23 protein-coding genes are annotated in these 20,108 nt (G+C 66.2%); 11 read left to right on the top strand and 12 right to left on the bottom strand.

Annotated elements, in window-relative coordinates; translation table 11 throughout:
• Positions 1-121 precede the first annotated feature (121 nt).
• Together DR843_RS04890 and DR843_RS04885 are read left to right on the top strand one after the other, a co-directional pair.
• On the top strand, positions 122-2,593 hold the full coding sequence (locus DR843_RS04890) for a DNA gyrase/topoisomerase IV subunit A (RefSeq protein ID WP_109684362.1): 2,472 nt from the start codon (positions 122-124) through the stop codon (positions 2,591-2,593).
• A complete protein-coding gene (locus DR843_RS04885) occupies positions 2,590-3,519 on the top strand; it encodes a ferredoxin family protein (protein ID WP_170119745.1) in 930 nt (309 codons plus the stop codon). Before DR843_RS04890 ends, DR843_RS04885 begins: the two co-directional genes overlap by 4 nt.
• On the opposite strand, the gene DR843_RS04880 is transcribed toward DR843_RS04885, so the two are convergent.
• Both DR843_RS04880 and DR843_RS04875 read right to left on the bottom strand, forming a co-directional pair.
• Entirely contained in the window at positions 3,505-4,035 is a 531-nt protein-coding gene (locus DR843_RS04880) for a DinB family protein (RefSeq protein ID WP_109684360.1), read from the bottom strand. The two genes, DR843_RS04885 and DR843_RS04880, sit on opposite strands and share 15 nt — an antisense overlap.
• A 4-nt stretch (positions 4,036-4,039) precedes the next feature.
• Complete coding sequence (locus DR843_RS04875; RefSeq protein ID WP_211310181.1) at positions 4,040-4,663, bottom strand: polysaccharide deacetylase family protein; 624 nt, start codon at positions 4,661-4,663, stop codon at positions 4,040-4,042.
• A gap of 271 nt (positions 4,664-4,934) precedes the next feature.
• On the opposite strand from DR843_RS04875, the gene DR843_RS04870 reads away from it, so the two are divergent.
• The gene (locus DR843_RS04870) at positions 4,935-5,357 is read left to right on the top strand and encodes a VOC family protein (protein ID WP_109684358.1); all 423 of its coding nucleotides are present in this window, start codon (positions 4,935-4,937) and stop codon (positions 5,355-5,357) included.
• Positions 5,358-5,396: 39 nt separating this feature from the next.
• Here the strand turns inward: DR843_RS04870 and DR843_RS04865 are convergent, their stop codons facing one another.
• Positions 5,397-6,176 carry a S1 family peptidase gene (locus DR843_RS04865; RefSeq protein ID WP_245933994.1) on the bottom strand — a complete coding sequence of 260 codons (780 nt, stop codon included), beginning with the start codon at positions 6,174-6,176 and terminating at the stop codon, positions 5,397-5,399.
• A 158-nt stretch (positions 6,177-6,334) separates the two neighbouring features.
• Positions 6,335-6,898 carry an HhH-GPD-type base excision DNA repair protein gene (locus DR843_RS04860; RefSeq protein WP_109684357.1) on the bottom strand — a complete coding sequence of 188 codons (564 nt, stop codon included), beginning with the start codon at positions 6,896-6,898 and terminating at the stop codon, positions 6,335-6,337.
• A 118-nt stretch (positions 6,899-7,016) separates the two neighbouring features.
• Here DR843_RS04860 and DR843_RS04855 point away from each other — a divergent pair, with 118 nt between their 5' ends.
• The 4 genes from DR843_RS04855 to DR843_RS04840 all read left to right on the top strand — a co-directional run bounded on the left by DR843_RS04855 (position 7,017) and on the right by DR843_RS04840 (position 8,984).
• Entirely contained in the window at positions 7,017-7,241 is a 225-nt protein-coding gene (locus DR843_RS04855) for a FitA-like ribbon-helix-helix domain-containing protein (protein ID WP_211310180.1), read from the top strand.
• Positions 7,238-7,621: a type II toxin-antitoxin system VapC family toxin gene (locus tag DR843_RS04850; RefSeq protein WP_109684356.1), complete on the top strand. Its 384-nt coding sequence runs from the start codon at positions 7,238-7,240 to the stop codon at positions 7,619-7,621. The genes DR843_RS04855 and DR843_RS04850 overlap by 4 nt, the downstream gene beginning before the upstream one ends.
• Positions 7,622-7,746: 125 nt before the next feature.
• Complete coding sequence (locus DR843_RS04845; protein ID WP_109684355.1) at positions 7,747-8,286, top strand: GNAT family N-acetyltransferase; 540 nt, start codon at positions 7,747-7,749, stop codon at positions 8,284-8,286.
• A 74-nt stretch (positions 8,287-8,360) separates the two neighbouring features.
• Positions 8,361-8,984, top strand: coding sequence for an alpha/beta fold hydrolase (locus DR843_RS04840; protein WP_109684354.1), 624 nt, complete (start codon positions 8,361-8,363; stop codon positions 8,982-8,984).
• Between the two features lie 37 nt (positions 8,985-9,021).
• Here the strand turns inward: DR843_RS04840 and DR843_RS04835 are convergent, their stop codons facing one another.
• Positions 9,022-9,390: an ATP-binding domain-containing protein gene (locus DR843_RS04835; RefSeq protein ID WP_109684353.1), complete on the bottom strand. Its 369-nt coding sequence runs from the start codon at positions 9,388-9,390 to the stop codon at positions 9,022-9,024.
• 39 nt (positions 9,391-9,429) lie between these two features.
• On the opposite strand from DR843_RS04835, the gene DR843_RS19990 reads away from it, so the two are divergent.
• Positions 9,430-9,579, top strand: a complete 150-nt coding sequence (locus DR843_RS19990; RefSeq protein ID WP_170119744.1) for a hypothetical protein — start codon at positions 9,430-9,432, stop codon at positions 9,577-9,579.
• Here the strand turns inward: DR843_RS19990 and DR843_RS04830 are convergent.
• Positions 9,568-10,056, bottom strand: coding sequence for a MarR family winged helix-turn-helix transcriptional regulator (locus DR843_RS04830; RefSeq protein ID WP_109684352.1), 489 nt, complete (start codon positions 10,054-10,056; stop codon positions 9,568-9,570). The two genes, DR843_RS19990 and DR843_RS04830, sit on opposite strands and share 12 nt — an antisense overlap.
• A gap of 60 nt (positions 10,057-10,116) precedes the next feature.
• Here DR843_RS04830 and DR843_RS04825 point away from each other — a divergent pair, with 60 nt between their 5' ends.
• A complete protein-coding gene (locus DR843_RS04825; RefSeq protein ID WP_109684351.1) occupies positions 10,117-10,749 on the top strand; it encodes an NAD(P)-dependent oxidoreductase in 633 nt (210 codons plus the stop codon).
• 76 nt (positions 10,750-10,825) lie between these two features.
• Here the strand turns inward: DR843_RS04825 and DR843_RS04820 are convergent, their stop codons facing one another.
• Positions 10,826-11,020: a helix-turn-helix domain-containing transcriptional regulator gene (locus DR843_RS04820; RefSeq protein WP_245933993.1), complete on the bottom strand. Its 195-nt coding sequence runs from the start codon at positions 11,018-11,020 to the stop codon at positions 10,826-10,828.
• 76 nt (positions 11,021-11,096) lie between these two features.
• On the opposite strand from DR843_RS04820, the gene DR843_RS04815 reads away from it, so the two are divergent.
• Positions 11,097-12,149, top strand: coding sequence for a zinc-dependent alcohol dehydrogenase family protein (locus tag DR843_RS04815; protein WP_109684350.1), 1,053 nt, complete (start codon positions 11,097-11,099; stop codon positions 12,147-12,149).
• 21 nt (positions 12,150-12,170) lie between these two features.
• Here the strand turns inward: DR843_RS04815 and DR843_RS04810 are convergent, their stop codons facing one another.
• From DR843_RS04810 to DR843_RS04795, 4 genes are all read right to left on the bottom strand, one after another.
• The gene (locus tag DR843_RS04810) at positions 12,171-12,848 is read right to left on the bottom strand and encodes a DUF899 family protein (protein ID WP_109684349.1); all 678 of its coding nucleotides are present in this window, start codon (positions 12,846-12,848) and stop codon (positions 12,171-12,173) included.
• A gap of 148 nt (positions 12,849-12,996) precedes the next feature.
• Positions 12,997-14,046, bottom strand: a complete 1,050-nt coding sequence (locus DR843_RS04805) for a 2,3-butanediol dehydrogenase (RefSeq protein ID WP_109684348.1) — start codon at positions 14,044-14,046, stop codon at positions 12,997-12,999.
• 44 nt (positions 14,047-14,090) lie between these two features.
• Positions 14,091-15,461, bottom strand: a complete 1,371-nt coding sequence (locus DR843_RS04800) for an NAD-dependent succinate-semialdehyde dehydrogenase (RefSeq protein WP_109684347.1) — start codon at positions 15,459-15,461, stop codon at positions 14,091-14,093.
• Between the two features lie 81 nt (positions 15,462-15,542).
• Positions 15,543-17,177: a flavin-containing monooxygenase gene (locus tag DR843_RS04795; protein WP_109684346.1), complete on the bottom strand. Its 1,635-nt coding sequence runs from the start codon at positions 17,175-17,177 to the stop codon at positions 15,543-15,545.
• 236 nt (positions 17,178-17,413) lie between these two features.
• Here DR843_RS04795 and DR843_RS04790 point away from each other — a divergent pair, with 236 nt between their 5' ends.
• On the top strand, positions 17,414-19,138 hold the full coding sequence (locus DR843_RS04790) for a sigma-54-dependent Fis family transcriptional regulator (protein WP_170119743.1): 1,725 nt from the start codon (positions 17,414-17,416) through the stop codon (positions 19,136-19,138).
• A 9-nt stretch (positions 19,139-19,147) separates the two neighbouring features.
• Here the strand turns inward: DR843_RS04790 and DR843_RS04785 are convergent, their stop codons facing one another.
• Entirely contained in the window at positions 19,148-20,047 is a 900-nt protein-coding gene (locus DR843_RS04785; protein WP_109684344.1) for a LysR substrate-binding domain-containing protein, read from the bottom strand.
• Positions 20,048-20,108 lie beyond the last annotated feature (61 nt).

Here is a 20,108-nt window from a genome sequence, read left to right as displayed (position 1 = left end):
GCTACCAAACCGCCCGCGCCTGCCCAGCCCAAGGGCCAGCGCGTGTCCCGCGGCAGGTGACCACTCGGCGTACGGGAAGATGGGCGGGACTCATCGCACGCGCAAGGAGAACCCGGCCCGGATGGCGACCAAGAAGAACAACGACGACGGCTTCGTCCCCGACGACCAGCAGCACATCATCGACATCGACGTCGAGGACGAGATGCAGACGGCGTTCCTGGAGTACGCCTACAGCGTCATCTACGCCCGGGCGCTGCCGGATGCACGCGACGGCCTGAAGCCGGTGCAGCGGCGAATCCTCTACGCGATGACCGAGCTGGGGCTGCGCCCGGACCGTCCGCACGTCAAGTGCAGCCGGGTCATCGGCGAGGTGATGGGTAAGTACCACCCGCACGGCGACACGGCGATCTACGACACGATGGTCCGGATGGCGCAGCCGTTCACGATGCGGCTGCCGCTGATCGACGGGCACGGCAACTTCGGCTCGCTGGACGACGGCCCGGCCGCGAGCCGGTACACCGAGGCCCGCCTGGCTCCGGCCGCCCTGCTGATGACGCAGAGCCTGGACGAGAACACCGTCGACTTCGTCCCGAACTACGACGAGCAGTTCATGCAGCCGGCGGTGCTTCCCGCGGCCTACCCCAACCTGCTGGTCAACGGCGCGGCCGGGATCGCGGTCGGCATGGCCACCAACATGCCGCCGCACAACCTGGTCGAGGTCATCGGCGCTGCCCGGCACCTGATCAAGCACCCGGATTGCTCCCTGGATGACCTGATGCGGTTCGTCCCCGGTCCGGACCTGCCGATGGGCGGGCAGATCGTCGGACTGGAGGGCATCCGCGATGCGTATCTGACCGGTCGCGGCACGTTCCGCACCCGCGCGACCGCCCGGATCGAGGACATCACCCCGCGCCGCAAGGGCATCGTGGTCACCGAGTTGCCCTACCTGGTCGGCCCGGAGAAGGTCATCGAAAAGATCAAAGACCTGCACAGTTCCAAGAAGCTGCAAGGCATTTCGGACGTCAAGGACCTCTCGGACCGCAACAACGGCTTGCGCCTGGTGATCGAGGTCAAGAACGGTTTCAACCCTGACGCCGTGCTCGCCAGTCTCTACAAACTGACCCCGATGGAAGAGTCCTTCGGTATCAACAACGTCGCGCTGGTCGACGGTCAGCCGCAGACGCTGGGCCTGAAGGACCTGCTCAAGGTCTACGTCGACTTCCGGATCGACGTGGTGCGCCGGCGCACCCAGTTCCGGTTGGACAAGCGCAAGGACCGCCTGCACCTGGTCGACGGTCTGTTGCTCGCCCTGGTCGACATCGACGAAGTCATCCAGGTGATCCGGACCAGCGACGATGTGGGTACGGCGCGCGCCCGGCTCATCGACGTCTTCGACCTGACCGAGGTGCAGGCCAACTACATCCTCGACCTGCAACTGCGCCGCCTCACCAAGTTCTCCCGCATCGAGTTGGAGAAGGAGGCCGAGGAACTGCGCCGCGAGATCGAGGAGCTCGAGGCTATCCTGGGTGACGAAAACCGTTTGAAGGCACTGGTTTCCAGCGAACTCGCGGACGTCGCCAAAGCGCACGGCACGCCGCGTCGCACCATCCTGCTGGAGTCGGCGGGCACCCCGGCGACGATCGACACACCGCTCGAAGTCGCTGACGACCCGTGCTTCGTGCTGCTGTCCTCGACCGGGCTGCTCGCGCGGACGACCAACGTGGATCCCCTTGCGACAGAGGGAAGTCGGCGCAAACACGACGTGATCGTCGGCGCTGTGCGTACGACGGTCCGCGGCGAATTCGGTGCCGTCACCTCCGCGGGGCGCGTGGTGCGGCTGTCTGCCCTGGAGCTGCCGACCCTGGTCCCGACCAACGATCCGCCTGCCCTCGCCGGAGGAGCACCGATCGGAGCGTACGTCGACCTGCCGGCCGGCGAACGGATCCTCACCCTGTGCTCGGTGCAGGCAGACTCCCCCGGGCTCGCGCTCGGCACTCGCGAAGGCGTGGTGAAACGGGTCAACCCGGACTACCCGGCGAAGGATTCCTTCGAGGTCATCACACTCAAGGATGGCGACGAGGTCGTCGGCGCGGTCGAACTCGTCTCGGGCACAGAGGAACTCGTCTTCGTCAGCACTGACGCGTCGCTGCTGCACTTCTCGGCTTCTGCCGTGCGACCCCAGGGTCGCGCCGGCGGTGGCATGGCCGGTATCAAACTGGCGGCCGGTCAGCGCGTCGTCTTCTTCGGTGCGGTATCCGGCGAGGCGGCCGTGGTGACGATCGCCGGCTCGTCCGGTGCCCTGCCGGGCACCGAGACCGGCTCGGTCAAGATCACCCCGTTCGAGGAGTACCCCGGTAAGGGTCGGGCGACCGGCGGCGTGCGGGCGCACCGGTTCCTGCGCGGGGAGGACGAACTCATCCTCGCCTACGTCGGTGCGCCGCCGGTGCGGGCCGCTGCATCCTCCGGCACCCAGGTCGCGCTACCCACGGAGCCGGGCAGGCGGGACGGAAGTGGCACCCCGGCGGCCGCGCCGATCGCCGCGTTGGCCTCCAGCGTCCTGACCGGTGTGTCCGCGTCGCCGCAAGAGTCGTGAGCGCCACCGCGGACTCCTGCTCGGGGCAATGGGACGACGCCGGCCTGCCCGCCCTGGGCACTGCGTCGCAGGCGGCGTTCTGGGTCGCGCTCGAGCAGGACGGCCCGTGGGGTCGCGAGGCGATCACCGAGTCGCACCTTGATCCCGCGGTGGGATCCGCTCTGGCACAGGCGTGTTCGGATCATGGGGGTCGCCTGCTACTGATCCGCCGGCCGGGTAGGCACGTCGACGTGGGCACCGCCTCGCCGACCGTTCTTATCGCCGGCGGCCTGGCCACCGACCCGTGGCTGCTGGTGGGAAGCGTCGATGACCCCAGGGAGTTGCTGCGGACGCCGTGGCCGCTGTTGGCCGGGGAAGACCCTGACGCCGTGACGGCGACTCTGGACACGTTCGACGAGACCCGTGACCCGGCGCTGTTGATCTGCACCAACAGCAAGCGCGACGTGTGCTGCGCCGTGCGGGGACGACCTCTCGCGTTGGCGCTCCAGGAGCAGTTCCCGGGACGGGTGTGGGAGTGCTCGCACACCGGCGGCCACCGCTTCGCGCCCACCGGGATCGCGTTGCCGTCCGGCCAGACCTACGCCCGCGTGACTGCAGAGACCGCGGCCGCAATCATCCCGGCCGAACGTCGAGGTGAGATTCCGGCAGAACTCAACCACTCGGCGTACGACCGGGGCCGCTCCGTCCTCACTCCCCCAGCGCAAGCGGCGGAATCCGTTGTCCGCGAATCAATTTCGGAGCTGTCCCTCCGCACCTTGAGCACCGAACTACATCCGGACGGCGACGGCTGGACCGGACGCGTCACCCACCGCGACGGGCGGACCTGGCCGGTCGACGTACGCCGAGTGGCTGGCCCGGAGCTCAAAGACTCCTGCGTGAAGGTGGCTAAGTCGTCGTCGTTCTTCGAGGTGTCATTCTCCGGTTGAGCCGTCGATCGACTCACGAATCAGATCGGCGTGCCCGTTGTGTCGGGCGTACTCCTCGATCAGATGCAACAGGATCCAGCGCAGGCTGAACAACTCGCCGGTGTGGCGGGATGGCCGCGCGGATAGGGCGTTCAACCCACCAGCCAACAGCGCCTCGCTGATCCCGACATCGGAGCGCTCCTGCGCCTGTTCCAGCAGCGCGAACAGAGTCAGCGGATCGTCGTCCCGGGCGCTGTGCCAATCCCAGTCGCGATCGTCCTCCCAGTCCACCGAAGCCCACGGCTCTGGCTCGGGGCGACCCAGAAGGACCTCCTGGATCCAGTTATCTTCCACCAGCGCAAGGTGTTTCAGCATTCCACCCAAGGTCATCGGCGAGGGCGACAGCGCGGTGTCGAGCTGCCGCGCGTTGAGGCCAGACGCCTTGAGCAGAAGCGTGTCGCGGTGGTACTGCAAGAAGGCCAGCAACATCGTCGGCTCGTCGGCCTGCAGTGGTGGGTCGGTCCGCGCAGAGGTCATCTGGTCATTGTGCCGTCACATCGAAGACATCGGCGAGGGTGACCGGTCGCAGGTTGCGCTCCCGGATGATGTCGACCAACTGCCCGTAGACGTGGGTCACGGCGGGATGGTTGGCGTGCCCGATCACTAGGTGCTGCGGCAGGAACCACTGCTTGGCGTGAAACACCACTCGCTCGGGCGCGATGACGCTGGCGTCGGACAGGCTGCCCAGCCACATGGTGATCGCGGGATAGCCGAGGTCGGACAACTGCCGGGCCAGGGCTGCGTTGTAGTACCCGAACGGTGGTCGCAGGAATGGTCGGCCTGACACGCCGTACGTTGATCGCAGGAACTTCTCGTTCCGGGTCACCTGATCACTGACCTGCACCGACGTCAGAGCGCGCAGGTCCGGGTGCGACCAGGTGTGATTGGCCAGGAACACCTGCCCGGACTCCACCATCGGCGCCAAGACGGGCCGGCTGTCGGTCCAGCCCCGGTTCACCCCGTTGACGAAGCAGGTGATCCGCATGCCGGTGTCCGCGCAGAACTTCGCGTACGCCGCGACCACCGCCGCGTCCGCACCGTCGTCAACCGTGAGGGCGAGGTTTCGCCCTTTGCCGGGCAGCGCGTAGACCGTGCCGTGCGGCACCGCAGCTTTGACGACCCCTGTGGGAGCAGCGAATCGGCGGTTCTGAGGCGTTGCTGCGGTGGGCTCCGATGACGACGTGCCCGTCCGTGCCGAGTTGGGCGATGCGCAGCCGGCAAGGCCCAAAACGGTCAGCGCGGTCGTGATCAGAAACCCTCGCCTGTGCACAGGCCGGGACGCTAGTCCGAAAGGCTGAATACCGGCTGGACCAACCCCCACCCCCCGTGCCCAGCGCTACGCTCGATCGACCCGCCTGTGACCCCAAGGAGACACCATGACGACGCGCCTCAATCCCTATCTGAGCTTCCGTGGCAACGCGCGCGAGGCGATGACGGCGTACCACACGATCTTCGGTGGTGACCTCGACCTGACCACTTTCTCGATGTTCGACATGCCGGTCGATGACGCTGAGAAGGAGTGGGTCATGCACGGCCTGCTCAAGACCGCCGGTGGTCACGCCTTGATGGGTGCGGACATCCCGGGCTCGATGGAGCTGCCGCCGAACGGCGTCGTTGCTCTCACCGGCGATGAGCCGGCGGTCGTCCAAGGCTGGTGGGATGCCCTGGCCGAGGACGCCACGATCGAGGTGCCTCTGAAGCAGGCACCGTGGGGTGACTACTACGGCGAATTGACCGACCGGTTCGGGATCCGTTGGATGGTCGACTTCGGCGAGCCGTCCTCGCCCAACAACACCTGAATCGGCCGACACCGTTGCGGTGTCAGCCGATTCGGGCGCTCAGACTCCCGAAGTCGACTTGATCCAGGACCGGCTTGCGGTCAGGTTCGCGTAGTTCGACGTCGCGTTGATGTTCGAGCCGGGGTCGGCTTGGTCGCCGGTCGAGCACACGCCGACGATCTTGCCGCCCACGATCAGCGGCCCACCGGAGTCACCGTGATTGCTAGCGCCGTTGACGCCCTGCACGTGAACGGCCTTGCCGTTGTAGGCATCCGTGCTCGCACCGAGCACGTTGACCGTCGCCTTGTAGAGGCCGGTGCTCTGCTGCTGGTTGGCTCGTAGGCCGTAGCCGTAGATCGTCCCTGCGTCCCCCGCCTTCGCGGTGTACGACGTGGCGAGAGACCCGTAGGTCGAAACCGACTTGGCCGTGGACAGGTGCACCAGGGCCACATCGCCGTACGACGACCCATAGACCTCGTCGGCCGCCACCGGAGTGCCGGGGTTGCTCGTGCTGTTGCTGTAGTAGACGTCCATCCAGTCGGTGCCGTCGATGCAGTGCTGCGCAGTAAGAACCCAGTTCGCCGAAATCGCCTCTCCCGTGCAGCCGTACGTGCCGCCGGACTGCCCGAAGACCAACTGCACGATGTACGGCGAGGTCGTGCTTGTGCCACCGATGATCTTCGGCGTCACCTTGGCAGCAGTGCTCTTGCTCGCGGCCTGGTGGATCTGTAGGACGCGGCCGCCGGGCGAGGTGGTCTGGGTCGGTGCAGCGTGGGCCGATGCCATGACTCCGGTCGAGAGGGCCGCTGCCGCTGCCAGAGTCAGGGCTGTCTTCGGCATGGTCTTCATCTGATGTCGCTCCGTATCGCGTTGCGTAACAAGGGGGTAGACCCTTGCTATCCGCCACGCGCATCGTGAAGCAATGTTCTTGACCGAAGGCTGACGAGGAGTTGTGCAGCCGTTGGCGACCTGTAGACGTTGGGGCTCTTGGGTAAGGGTCAGCCCTTGGCCGCTGCTTTCGCAGCCTTCTTGAACTCGCGAACCTTTTGCAGCGAACCCTCGTCGACGACATCGGCGACCGAGCGGAAGCTGCCGGGCTCGGCGTACGGGCCGATGGTTTCGCGCCAACCGGCCGGTTGCACGCCCAGCTGTTTGCCGAGCAGCGCGGCGAAGATCCGGGCCTTCTGATCGCCGAAGCCCGGGAGTGCCTTCAGCCGCTTCAGCAACTCGGTCGTCGAGGAGGCGGTGGTCCAGATCGAGGCCGCGTCGCCGCCGTACTCATCGCGCACCACAACGGCGAGTTGTTGCACGCGCCCAGCCATCGAACGCCCGTACCGGTGAATTGCGGGCGGGGTCGCACACAGGTCAGCAAATGCCTCGGGATCGGCGGCAGCGATCTTCTCCGGCGACAACGTGCCGAAGCGCTCCTTGATTTTCAGCGGTCCGCCGAACGCACGCTCCATCGGGAACTGCTGGTCCAGCAACATGCCGACCAGAAGTCCGAACGCATCGTTCGAGAGCACTTCGTCCGCGGCCGGGTCCTGGGCGATCTGCAAAGCCATGGCTCTCAGCCTAGAACCCAGCGTCTTCTCAGAGCCACGAGTCGACCGACGACGACGCGGTATAGGCACCCGGAATCGAGCCAGTGCATGCACTATGCATGGAACGTATGCTGGATGCATGACAACGATCCAGGTTCGCAACGTCTCCGATGAGACCAGTCGCGCGCTCAAGGCGAAGGCCGCGTTGGAAGGTCGTTCCTTGAGCGACTACCTGTTGCGCGAACTCGACCGCATCGCGACGCGCCCGAGTCGTGCCGAGCTGCTGGAACAGATCGCAAGCCGCGGAGTCGTCGAACTCACCTCTGCGGCAGAGGTGCTCGCGGATCAGCGCGCAGCCCGATGACACTCGTCGTCGATGCATCCGCCGTATCCGAGATCCTGCTCGGAACCGCGGCCGGTCAGCGTGCGGCAGCCGCGCTTGACGGTCACGAGCTTCTGGCTCCGCAGCACCTCACGGCCGAATTCGCTTCCGTCGTCCGCGGATGGTCGCTCAGTCGGCAGATCTCTGATGAGAGCGCTCTCCGGGCGTTTCGCGAGTTCATCGCTCTCGACATCGAGCAGGTGTCGATGGACCAGATGCTCCCGGCCGTCTACGCCCTACGCCACAATGTCAGCGCCTACGACGCCATGTACGTCGTGCTTGCTCGGGCGGCGCAATGCCGCCTACTGACCCTTGACGCACGCCTCGCTGCTGCCGCCGCGGACTGCGCGCTGCTGCCCTAAGTGCCCGGATCTCGGGAACACTTTGTCCGCGGCCGGGTGCTCGGCGATCTGCAGAGCCATGACCATCACCAGAGAACTCAGTGTCTTGCAACGGCACGCGTAAGCCGGTGCGACCAGTTGGACGGATGGCCACGGTGCGCCGCCTGCCGCGTCGTACATTGCTGGCCATGGAGGGTGACCTGCCGACCGACGTTGTCATCCGCAGCGCGACCGACGACGACATCGGCGCCATCCGTGGCGTCGGGGCCGCGACGTGGCCGACCACCTATGGCTTCGCGGGTTCGGAGTATGTCGAGCACGGCCTGGCCACATGGTGGAGCCGGGAGGCGGTCGCCACCAGTCTGGAGGTGACGAACACCTATGTGGCGCAGGACGGGGACGTCATCGTCGGCATGGGCAACATCGACCTACGCCAGGAACTCCCAACGATCTGGAAGCTGTACGTGCTGCCTGGCCACCAAGGACGTCGGATCGGACACCAGCTTCTGACGCGTCTGATCCAGGACACACCACCCGATGCCGACGGCGTCGTACTCAGTTACATCGATGGCAACGAAGCGGCAGCCCGGTTCTACCGTCGGCACGGATTCCGCGAGTTACGCCGGGAGGTTAGCCAGAGCCCCGGTTGGCCGGCAGAAGTGTGGATGATCCGACCCCGGCGATAGGGCCACTGGTCTTCCCAGGAAGTGCGGCGGGGACCGCCGCGTCACGGTGGGCCGTCTAGGGTCGCCGAGTGAGCATGGACGAGTCGCTCGGCGTCGTGTTGCTGCACGGGCTGGGCACCGGACCCGACAACTGGGCAGCGACGCGCAGTCACTTGGGTCCAGCCACCACGATCGAAGCCCCACGCATCTGCGCTGTCGACGGCTCCCTCGACTTCAGCCTCGCCGGGGCCGTAGAGATCACCCGCGAGGCGCTCGGGCGAGTGGACGCCGCTCAATGTGTTCTCGTGGGGCATTCCCTCGGCGCTGTCGTTGCGCTCGCGACTGCTCTGACCGACGTGCGCCTCGACCATCTGGTCCTGGTGAGCGGGTTCGCGAAAGCCCCACGCAAATTGCTCTCAACCCAGGCCGCCGCGTTCCGGTTCGTGCCCCAGGCCCTACTTGGTCGCGACGTGGATCGGCGAGCGCTGATCAAACCCATGAAGCAGTTACGGACGGTGGACTTACGCGCCCGCGCTGCCGCCCTCGATCTGCCCACCACCGTCGTATGTGGGACCCGAGACTGGCCCAACCGTCGCCAGGCCGCCGTACTTGCCCGGCTCATCCCCTGCGCAGACCTGCGAATGCTGCACGGCGTCGGACATATGGTCCCGACTCAGGCGCCCGACAAACTCGCCGAGATCGTCACGGGTAGTAGGTGATTCGCGCGTGTCCCGGTCGTGGACACCAGAGCGGAGGCTAGGCGTTGGTTAGGTGGATCTGGCCGAGCTCCTGAGTGCATCGGGTGAGCGCTACGTACAGGCCGTTCCAGCCACGGGGCTCCTGGGTGATGCCGGTTGGGTCCACGACGAGCGCGGCGTCCCATTCCAGGCCTTTGGCTTCGGTCGCGCTCACCACGGTGGCATCCGGTAGGCGGTCACGTAGCAGGGCGAGTCTGCGCTGCGGGGCGATGATCCCGATGCTTCCTCCTGTCCACCGATCGGCCATGTGTGCCGCCAACCTAGTCACGGTGTCGGACAAGTCGTTGTGGGTCGTCGCCACTTCCCACGGCTCATAGCCGGAACTGCGCAACGCGCGCGGAGGGTGGTTGTTGCTTCCCGCGTTCATCAACACAGATCCGCCACTCTCGACGGAACAAACGTCCGGGTGGTTGCCTCCACCACCGACGAGATCCGCAGCGCGCTGAGCGCGGCCGGCCTGGACGCGACCCTGACTGTCGTTCCTGCCACTCTCGAGGAGCGCATGTTGCTGCTGGACCGCTCCCCCGCCGACGATCCCGCGAGCTCAGGGCTTTGACCGTTGGCGCCCCGCGACCGAGGGATGCACGGCAGCATCGAGACCAAGGTGGTCAGCCAGGCCCCGGAGTGTGTCGATCAAGGCGTGGCGTTGCTTCACGCTCAGCTGTCCGGCGATCTCAGCATCCAGAGCCGGCACCAGGGCGTTGATCTGCGCGACGGCCGCCATCCCCTCCGCCGTCGGGTGGATCTCAAACGCCCTGCGGTCGACCTGGTCGCGGACCCGCTCCACCAGATCTGCACCCTCCATGGCGTCGACCAGATCGACCATGTTGTTGCGGTGGATGCCAAGCAAGTCTGCCAACTGCTGCTGCGACTTAGGACCACCAACAGCCAAGTGGCTCAGCAGCGCGAACTGCCGAGGCGTCACCCCCGTCGGCGCGATCTGTTGCGCGAACATCGCCGCCGACTGGGCACCAAGCTGAGACAACAGAAACGCCAACGAATCCCCGTACCGCGTCGAGTCACTTTTACTCACACTCCTAGCATAACCACACGGTGACTGTCATACTTGGTGACTATCATGTAGTGTGCTTATATGCGGATCGCGATCATCGGAGCAAACGGCCGGACCGGGCACCTTGCCACCGAGCAGGCACTAGACCGCGGCCACGACGTCGTCGCGGTCGCCCGCCAACCACACAACGTGACCACCCAACACGAACGACTGACCGTACGACCCGCCGACGTGATGGACGAGCAGGCGTTACGAGCCGCGCTGGCTGGGACTGATGTCGTGATCTCCACGCTTGGGATCGGTACCTCCCGTAAACCCACAACCGTGTACTCCGTCGGCGTCAGGAAAATCCTTAACGCCATGCACAGCAGGACCATTCAACGGCTCGCGGTCATCTCGGCTGCCCCCGTCGGGCCCCGATCAGATCATCCCGGCCTCGAACACAAGATCGTGCTGCCGATCCTCGAAGCACTATTCGGGGAAACGTATGAAGACATGCGCGAGATGAAACGCATCCTGCAGGCAAGCACCGCCGACTGGGTCGCCCTGCGCCCGCCCCGGCTGCTTGCCAAACCAGCGCTTGGCAGCTACCGCATCGGCCCCACGCCACCACCCGGCGGACGCTCCCTGCGCTACGGAGACCTCGCCACAGCGCTCCTGGACGCCATCGAGGACCCAAGACTGTCGAAGACGGCGCAATACGTGAGCAACTAGCCGTGCCAGGACATGACGTTGGAGATGACGTGGTGACCCACACCCGGCACCACGGGCCGGATCTGCCGCGCGCAGTTCAGGCTACGAAGTGGAGTTCGAAACGCAGTCCGAGCGCGTGGGTGACTTTCAGGATGGTGGACCAGGTGGGATTGCCATCCTCGGAAAGGGCCTTGTAGAGCCCATCCCGGCTCATGCCGACCTTGCGGCGAGTTCGCTCATCGGCCGCCACCGAGCCGACCGACACGTAGACGCGACACAGCACGACCGACACCGCGGGTCATCGATGCATCCGGCAGGGATGCGGCGTCGCTCTGACACACTGACTCCGGCGAGAACGGAAGGTACCAATGCGCGCGCTGGTGATGGACGAATTCGGCGGTCCGTTAGAGATCAGGGACCTCCCGACACCGGACGTCCCAGAGGGAGCGGTGCTCATCGACGTAGCGGCCACCGGCCTGTGTCGCAGCGACTGGCACGCCTGGTCCGGCCACGACGACGATGTGGCTCTCCCCCACGTGCCGGGGCACGAATTCGCTGGTGTTGTAACGGAACTCGGCGAAGGCGTCGAAAACTGGCAGGTCGGCGACCGCGTCACCTCACCCTTCGTCGAGGGGTGCGGACAGTGCGAATGGTGTCGATCCGGCAACGCACAGGTGTGCCCGCACCAGCAGCAGCCGGGATTCACCCATGCCGGTTCGTTCGCCGAGCAGGTGGTCATCCACGCCGCCGACACCAACCTGGTCGCTATCCCCGAGGGTGTCGGCTTCGAGGCCGCCGCGCTCCTTGGCTGCAGGTTCGCAACCGCCTACCGAGCCCTCACCGCACGGGCCCGCCTCCAGCCGCAGGAGTGGGTCACCGTCGTCGGCGCCGGCGGTGTCGGCCTGTCGAGCGTGATGATCGCCAAGGCGCTCGGGGGCCGCGTTGTGGTGCTCGACCGCTCCCCCGTTCCACTCGCGGCGGCGATGAGACTCGGCGCCGACGAGGTCATCCAGACCGAACCCGCCGACGCGCCGGCACAGGTTGCCGCCCGGATCCACGAACTCACCGGCGGTGGTAGCCACGTCTCCATCGACGCGGTGGGGTCACCGACCACGGCAGCGAGCGCCGTACTCTCCCTGCGTCGACGTGGGCGCCACGTGCAGGTGGGGTTACTGCCCAGCGCCGATGGCACCAGCCCCGTGCCCATGGCGCGGGTCATCGCCTGGGAACTCGATGTCCTGGGCAGCCACGGAATGGCCGCCGCCGACTATCCGCCGATGCTGGAGCTGGTCGCCGCCGGCACGCTCGATCCCGCCGCGCTCCTGGCAGGCACGATCGGCCTCGCCGAAGCCGCGACAGCCCTGCCCGCCATGGCCACTTCCGCGGGAGCAGGCACCACGATCATCGACCCGCGCCGCTGAGCCGGGGACCGCACGCCCCGATCAGCCGTACGTCGGGTACTGCGGCCAGCCGTCCGGGCTGTCCTCCCAGTCCTGCTGGCGGCCGTACGCCGTACGATCCATGATTTGTGCGACCGGCAGGATCGCCTCGGTGCCCCGGGCACGGGTGGAGTAGGTGAGGTACGGCGTGCCGTCCTTGAGCAGGTAGTACGAGTAACCGGGCACCGGCCCGGTGCTGCCGTCCGGGTAGGTCGAGTTCCACGCCCAGTCGTCGTGATAGGTCGTGCCGTAGGACGACACCCAGGTGTAGGGCCAGCCGCGCTCCGCACGCCATGCCTGCAACTTCTCGACCGGCGCGTGCGAGATCATCGCGAAGGCAATCGCCTCGTCAGCCAGCCGGTCCATATTGAACGGCAGGTTGTCGGCCGCGAAAGTGCAACTGGGACAGCCCTTTTCCCAGTCCGGCGCGAACATGAAGTTCTGCACCAGAAGCTGATAGGTGTCACCGAACAACTCACTCAGCCGGACCGGGCCGTCCGGCCCCTCGAACTCGTAGTCCGCCACCTGCACCATCGGTAACCGTCGACGGCTAGCGGACACCTCGTCGTTCAGCCGCGTGACCTGCTTCTCCTTGACGACCTGCGCGTCTAGGGCGGCATCGAAGGCGGCGCGGTCGACCACGGGTGGTGCGGCAGCTGGTTGCTGGGACTTGTCGGACACGATCGACCCCCTCGTCGGAGACCACCGACACTAAAGGACCGCGACGCCGAGCGACCGCCCTTCCGGAGGGGTCACCCAGTCTCAAGACTGGGGCCTTTACTCCCACCAGACGACCGGAGCCGTCCAGTCCAGAGGACGTAGTGACCTCCTAGGCCGTCGGGTCGACCAGGACCTTCATCTTCTGTCCGGCGCGGAGCTGGGCGAAGCCTTGGTCGAGCAGCCCGGAGATCGGGATCGTCTCGACCCAGCCGGTGGTGTCGTAGTGGCCGGCCTCCATCAGATCGAGAACGGCGCGGTAGTCGTCTGCGGTGTAGCAGATGGTCCCTTGGATGCGCCGCTCCTTCAGGACGAGGCTGAGCAACGGGGTCTCGATGGGCTTGTCGTAGATGGCGACGCTGACCAGCGTTCGACGTTCGCCGAGGCAGTCGAGCGCCGACGACACAGCCGGCGCGACACCCGCTGCGTCGTACGCGGCATCGACGCCGGCCCCGTTGGTCTGGTCGGCGATGTAGGCAGCGACGTCGATTGCCGACGGGTCGAGCGTTCGCGCACCAAGCGTCTCGATGGCCGCGCGTCGGGTCGGTGTGGGCTCGACGACTTCGATCTCGGTCAGCCCCATGCCGCGCAGGGCGAACCACAGACCGATGCCGATGGGGCCGGCCCCATAGATGAGTGCACGACTCTCCTGGGTCACGCCCCCGAGCGCGGCTGCGTGGTAGGCGACCGACATCGGCTCGGCGAGGGCACCCAGCTCGGTCGAGACGTTCTGTGGCAGGTGGTGGATCATGATTCGCGGGACGACCGTGTACTCGGCCATGCCGCCGTCAGCCATCAGCCCGTGAAACCCGACGACGTTGCATACGTTGTACTGGCCTGCCTGGCAGGCTCGGCACTCGCCGCAGCGGTAGACCGGCTCGATGGTGACCCGGTCACCTTCGGCAACGTCCGTGACGCCCTTGCCGACGGCCACGACGGTGCCCGAGAACTCGTGGCCAAGCACCACGGGCATCGCCATGCCCGTCAGGGGGTGAGGGTCCGACGGGGAGATGAAGATGGGCCCGTCGTAGTACTCGTGAAGGTCGGTTCCACAGATGCCGTTGAAGGCAACCTTGACCTTCACGTGACCGTCAGTGACATCCGGCTCCGGGACGTCTTCGATTTCGACTTTGCTGTTGCCGTAGTAGACCGCTGCGCGCATGACTTCTCCTTGGTGGTTTCCGAGTGTTGGAGGGCGAGGGACGTTCAGGGGATGCGGATGAGCTTCTTGTTGGCGAACTCGTCGAGCCCGAACTTGCCGAGCTCCCGCCCGATACCGGAGCGCTTCACACCCCCGAAGGGCAGATCGGGAGCGCTCTTCACGGTGGCGTTGATGCCGACCATGCCGACATCGAGGCGCTCTGCAACGTCCAGGGCGGTGGCTTCGTCCGCGGTGAAGATGGCGCTTCCGAGGCCGAAGGGCGAGTCGTTGGCGACCTCGATGGCCTCATCGACCGAATGGACCCGGTGCAGTAGGGCGACCGGTCCGAAGAGCTCTTCTCGGTGGGCTCGCATGTCCGGGGTGAGGTCGGAGATCACGGTCGCCGGGTAGTACGAGGCGGACGATTCGGGGACGGCTCCGCCGAGGTGCAGGGTGGCTCCCTTGACGAGGGCGTCGTTGACCTGTGCCGCCAGGTCGTCACGTGCAGCGAAGGACGCCATCGGGCCGACCTTGGTGTCGGGGTCGGTCGGATCGCCGATCTGCCAGGCATCGGCGGCATCGAGGAAGCCGGTGAGGAACTCGTCCCACACGGAGTCCTCCACGATGATGCGCTTGGAGGAGGTGCAGGTCTGGCCGGCGTTGTGGAAACGTCCCGCCGCGGCAGCGGTGATGGCCGCCGGTAGGTCGGCGTCGGCGAGGACGATGAGTGCGTCCGAGCCGCCGAGCTCCAGGACGGACTTCTTCATGTGGCGTCCGGCGAGTTCACCAACGGCTGTGCCGGCCCGTTCGCTACCGGTCAGCGAAACGCCCTGCAGGATGGGATTCGCGATCATGGTTGCGACCTGGTCGTTGGTGGCGAAGATGTTCGTGTAAACGCCTGCGGGTGCGCCGGCCTCGGCCAGGATGTCGTGGATGCGGAGCGCCTGCTGGGGACAGTTGGCGGCGTGCTTGAGCAGGATGGTGTTGCCGAGCAGCAGGTTGGGCGCGACGAACCTGGCGACCTGGTAGTACGGGAAGTTCCACGGCATAACGCCGAGGAGCGGACCGATGGCGGCGGTGCGGACGATCGCCCGGCCGGTGCCAGCGATGGTCAGTTCCTCGTCGGCGATGAGGTTGGGGCCTTCTTCGGCGTAGTACTCGAAGATCGCGGCGGCGAGCTCAACCTCGCCGCGGGCCTGGCTGATGGGCTTGCCCATTTCCAGGGTCGAGAGCTCGGCGAGCTCGGTGGCGTGCTGACGGTGGAGGTCGGCTACCCGGCTTAGCACCTTGGTCCGCTCGGCGGGCTCAACCCGACGCCACGACAGGTAGGCCTGCTGTGCCTGGTCGAGCACGGTCTGGACCTGGGTGTCGTCGAGTACGGGGTACTCGGCGACGACCTCTCCGGTCATCGGGTTGGTGCTGCGGTACTTCGACATGGGTCGCTTGCTCCTGCGGTGAGTCGGAGAGCCGGGGCGGCGCGCCGTTGCCGGCGCGCCGCCCTGGCCGGTCGGGGTTTGTCAGACGAGCGCGGGCTCGGAGACGTGGGACACGAAGCCGGGGTAGCCCTCGGCGGCTTCGCTGTCGAGGATCTCCCGGTATGCGGCGATGCCGCCCAGGTAGAACATGACGGTGCGTTTCTTGCCGGGGATGTTGGCCCCGAAGATCCAGGAGGCGGCCTTCGGGAACAGGGTCTGATCGGCGATGTCGGCGCAGATGTCGGTCCACTCGGACTCGGTTTCGGGCCGCACCTCGAGCCAGGCACCGCTCTTGGGAGCCAGGTAGCCGATGGCGCCGGCGATCCACTCGACCTGGGTCTCGATGGACGGCGGCAGGTTCGTGAATGGGCCGTTCGGGCCGAGGATCATGAACATGTTCGGGAAACCGCTCGTGGCCATCCCGAGGTAGCTGGTCGGCCCGTCGACCCAGTGGTCGCGCAGCAGTTCGTTGTTGCGGCCGCGGATGTCGATGCGCTTGTAGTTGCCGTCGACCGCGTCGAACCCGGTGGCGCAGATGAGGACGTCGAGCTCGTGGATGACTCCGTCGGCGGTCTTCACGCCGGCTTCGGTCAGCTCGACGATCGGGTTCTCCTTGATGCTGACCAGGGACACGTTCGGCTGATTGAATGTCTCGTACAGGCCGGAGTCGCACAGCGGCCGGCGGGCGTACAGGTCAGTCGGCGTGAGCTTGCGGGCAGTCTCGGGGTCGTGGACGATCTCGCCGATCTTGCGGCGGATGAACTTGGCCGCCTCCTCGTTCGCCTCCGGGTTGGTGGCGATGTCGCAGAACGTCTCGAACATGAACCGGAAGCCGCCGCCGTTCTGCCAGGCCGCCTCGAAGATCCGCTCGCGCTCCTCGGCGCTGACGCTGAACATCTCCACCTCACTCTCGACGAAGCCCATGGCCACGCTGGAGGTCTTGACCTGGTTCCAGTTCTCCTCGAAGTTGTCCTTCTGTGCCTGCAACTCCTCAGCCGTCCAGGCACGGTTCCCGGCGGGGACGCTGTACTGCGGGGTCCGCTGGAAGCTGGTGAGGTGGCCGGCGACCTTAGCGACGGCGGTGATGACCTGGCCGCCGGTGGATCCGTTGCCGATGACGCCGACGCGCTTGCCGGTCAGGTCGAGGTCGGTGGGCCACGCGCCGGTGTGGACGATCTCGCCCTTGAAGTCGTCGGCGCCCGGGAAGTCGGGCTTGTTGATGGCCGACAGGAGGCCGAGACCGGTGATAAGAAAGCGACAGATGATGGTGTCGCCCTTGTCGGTTGCGACGGTCCAGGTGCCGGCGCGGTCGTCGAAGGTGGCGCTGGTCATGCTGGTCTCGAGGCGGATGTCCTTGCGCAGGTCGTACCGGTCCACGACACCATTGAGGTAGGCGAGGATCTCGGGCTGCGTGACGAACTTGGTCCCCCAGTTGGTGTCGTTGTACAGGTCACGGTCGAACGAGTACTGGTACACGTGGCTCTCGGAGTCCGACAGGGCGCCCGGGTACTGGTTCCAGAACCAGGTGCCCCCGACGCCGGCGGCACGGTCGATGGTCTGGACGTTCAGGCCGAGCTCGTTGCGCAGCTTGTATAGCGAGTAGATTCCGCCGAACCCTGCACCGACGATGAGAGCGTCCAGCTCGTAGGTGTTGGCCTCGTGACCAGTTGTGTTCATGAGTTGTTGCTCCTTCGGTGAGGTCAGCCCGTGTGGGGCCACGTCGTTGTGATGCGACGATCGTGACCCGCGCCACAGTTGGGCTGGTGTTCCGCTTTGGAACACCTCTGGGAGGCGCGAAATCCCGCCCCCTGATACCCATGAGGTATCAATATGTGTCCGATTATGTTCTTGGAAGGTACCTGTGGTGCATGCCACAGTGGAAATCTCAAAGGTTCATCGAGAAGGAGACTCGGGTGGTTGCGTCAGACCCGGTGCGTGAGGCACGCGAAGCTCTACAGCGCGCGGGTCTGCTTGAGCGCCAGGACGCTCCGAGCATCGTTCCCGAGGTCATCGAGCGCAGTTGGCGCCGATCGATCAGCCACGCGGTGGGCAGCGACCGTGTCAGCGAGGACCACCGCGACGTCGACCCGGAGAGCACTCTCTACCGGGCGGCCGCGCCCGTACTGGACCGGTGGCAGGAGCAACTGTCCGAGACACCTATGACGCTGTTCCTCAGTGACAGGGTGGGCCGCATCGTTGCCCGACGTCTCGGAGCACGCGACCAGGCGTCGAGGCTCGACGAGGTTCACGCCGCCGAAGGATTCGTCTTCTCCGAGGAGACAATGGGTACCAACGGGCTGGGAACCGCCCTGGCCGAGAATCAGGCCGTCCTCATTTCAGGCAGTCAGCATTTCAATGATCTCCTCGCCCCCATCACCTGTGCGGCCGTCCCTGTCGCGGCACCTGGCGGGTCAGTCCTCGGGTCGGTGTCGCTCGGCGGCCCGGTGGCTGAGGGAAGCCAGCTGATGCTGTCTCTGACGGCAGAGATCGGCCGCCAGATCGAGACCCGGCTGCGCGCAGAAAGCCGGCCGGAAGACCTCGCGTTGGCGATGTCGTTCATGCGATACAAGAACTCGCGTCGCCCCACCGTGGTCGTCGACCAGCACTCGCTGCTAGCCAACACCCCCGCACTGCCGTTCGTCAGCGTCGACAGCCACGTCTTGTTGTGGGAGTTGATGAAGGGACACGACTGGCGCCGGAGCCCGACTGCCGAGATCGTGCTTCCGGATGGCATCAGGGTTGTCGGACGTCGCCTGGACAGCTCCACAGAGCCACAATTCGTTGCGCACTTCTTCGACGTGAACCTGACCGAGACCCTCGCCCAAGAACGAGCGGTGATGCCTGCGATCGAGCCGGCACGAGTGCGGGCCCCACGTTCGGACGCTGTGATGGTCGAAGGGCCGGCTGGTTCTGGTCGCTTCAAGCTGGCGCTGGAGATCGTGTCGTCGGAAACCATGGATGAGCCGGTGACGGCCGTGGCGGCCGATGACGCGGACTGGGCCGAGGTGGCCGAGGCCGCACTCACCCACGGCCGCGATGTGGTGCTGCGACGGGTGGAGAACCTCGGCGCTGGCGACGCCGAGGCGCTGACCACCTTGGTGCGCACTCATCAGCGTTCGGTAGGCCGAGGTCAACGAACCTCCCGCCTCGTGCTGACGCTGGCGCCTGACGACGCACCCGCCGCGATCCGGGAGCTGGCGAAGTCGCTCGGGCTATCGACGACCCGCATCGCACCGCTGCGGGCATCGCCTGACCGGATACCGGGACTGGTTCGTTCGGTGCTGGGCGATGTCGACCCTTCGGGCCGGTTCACGGTCACGGCGTCTGCGCTTCAGTCGTTCATGCAGTACGACTGGCCGGGCGAGTTGCGTGAACTCCGGCGCCTGCTTCAGGACCTGGTCGCGAACGCGCCTTCAGCGGTGATCGACAGCCGCCAGCTTCCCGAGCATCTGCGACGGGGGAATAAGACTCGGCAGATGACGCTGATCGAGACGGCCGAGCGCGACGCGATCGTGCGCGCCCTCGACTTGGCGGGCGGGAACAAGTCCACGGCGGCCGAGCTCCTCGGAATCGGGCGAACTACGTTGTATCGCCGGTTGCGTCAGCTGCACATCGAGGGCGACGAAGCGTCGCTGTGAGGCACGGGCTTATCGGCTCCTGGGGCTGAGCAACTCCGTTGCGAGCGAGAGGACGGCAGCCAGCGCCGGGTTGACGTCGTCGGAGCGCCACGCGAGCTGGAGGTTCACCTCGAGAGTCTCGTCCGTGATCGGGATGAACTCGACGTGAGTCTGGTTCGCGTGCTCCGCGACCGATGCCAGCGTCAGGTGGCAGCCGACTTCGGCGCTGACCAGCGCGAGAGCCGAGAGCGTGTCAGGTGCGACCTGCACGACATTCGCGGAGAACCCGGCATCGTGGGCGAGCCTTCGCAGCCGATCCGGCAGGACAGCGCCCTCGTAGGGCGGCAGCGAGATGAAGCTTTCGTGGCGGAGGTCTGCGATGGAGACGCTGCTAGCCTGTGCCATCGGGTGGGTGTCGGGCAGGGCCATCACCAAGGAGTCGGCGGACGCGATGCGTGAGGAGATGCCGCCCGGGATGATGTCCCAACGGCCCAGGGCCACGTCGACTTCATCGTTGATGAGCTTGCGCATCGCCGGAAGGGCGAAGTTCTGGCTGTACAGCTCGAGGCGGATGCCGGGTCGGTGCTGGCGTACGACGCGCGCCCACTCGGCAACGAGCTGATAGGAGGAGATTCCTGCGAACCCGATTCGGATGAAGCCGACTTCCCCACTGCCAGCCGATTGCACGGCGGCCTCGGCTCGACGCAGCGACTCCATGACCTGGTGCGCTGGCGCGAGAAGCGCCTGGCCAGCTGCGGTCAGTCGCACTGAGCGGGTGCTGCGGTCGAACAGTTTGGAGCCGAGTTCGCGCTCCAGTTGCTGGATGGTTCGGCTCAGCGGGGGCTGCGCAACATGGAGACGCTCTGCTGCCCGGCCGAAGTGCAGCTCCTCCGCCACGGCGATGAATGCCCGAAGATGCGCAATGTCCATGCCCGGATCCTTTCATACCTCAAACGCATAACACAGCGCACAATCTTATATTGGACTGGAG

Source organism: Branchiibius hedensis (genome assembly GCF_900108585.1).
In the GTDB taxonomy this organism is placed as follows: domain Bacteria; phylum Actinomycetota; class Actinomycetes; order Actinomycetales; family Dermatophilaceae; genus Branchiibius; species Branchiibius hedensis.
This window is presented reverse-complemented; position numbering and strand designations above follow the sequence as displayed.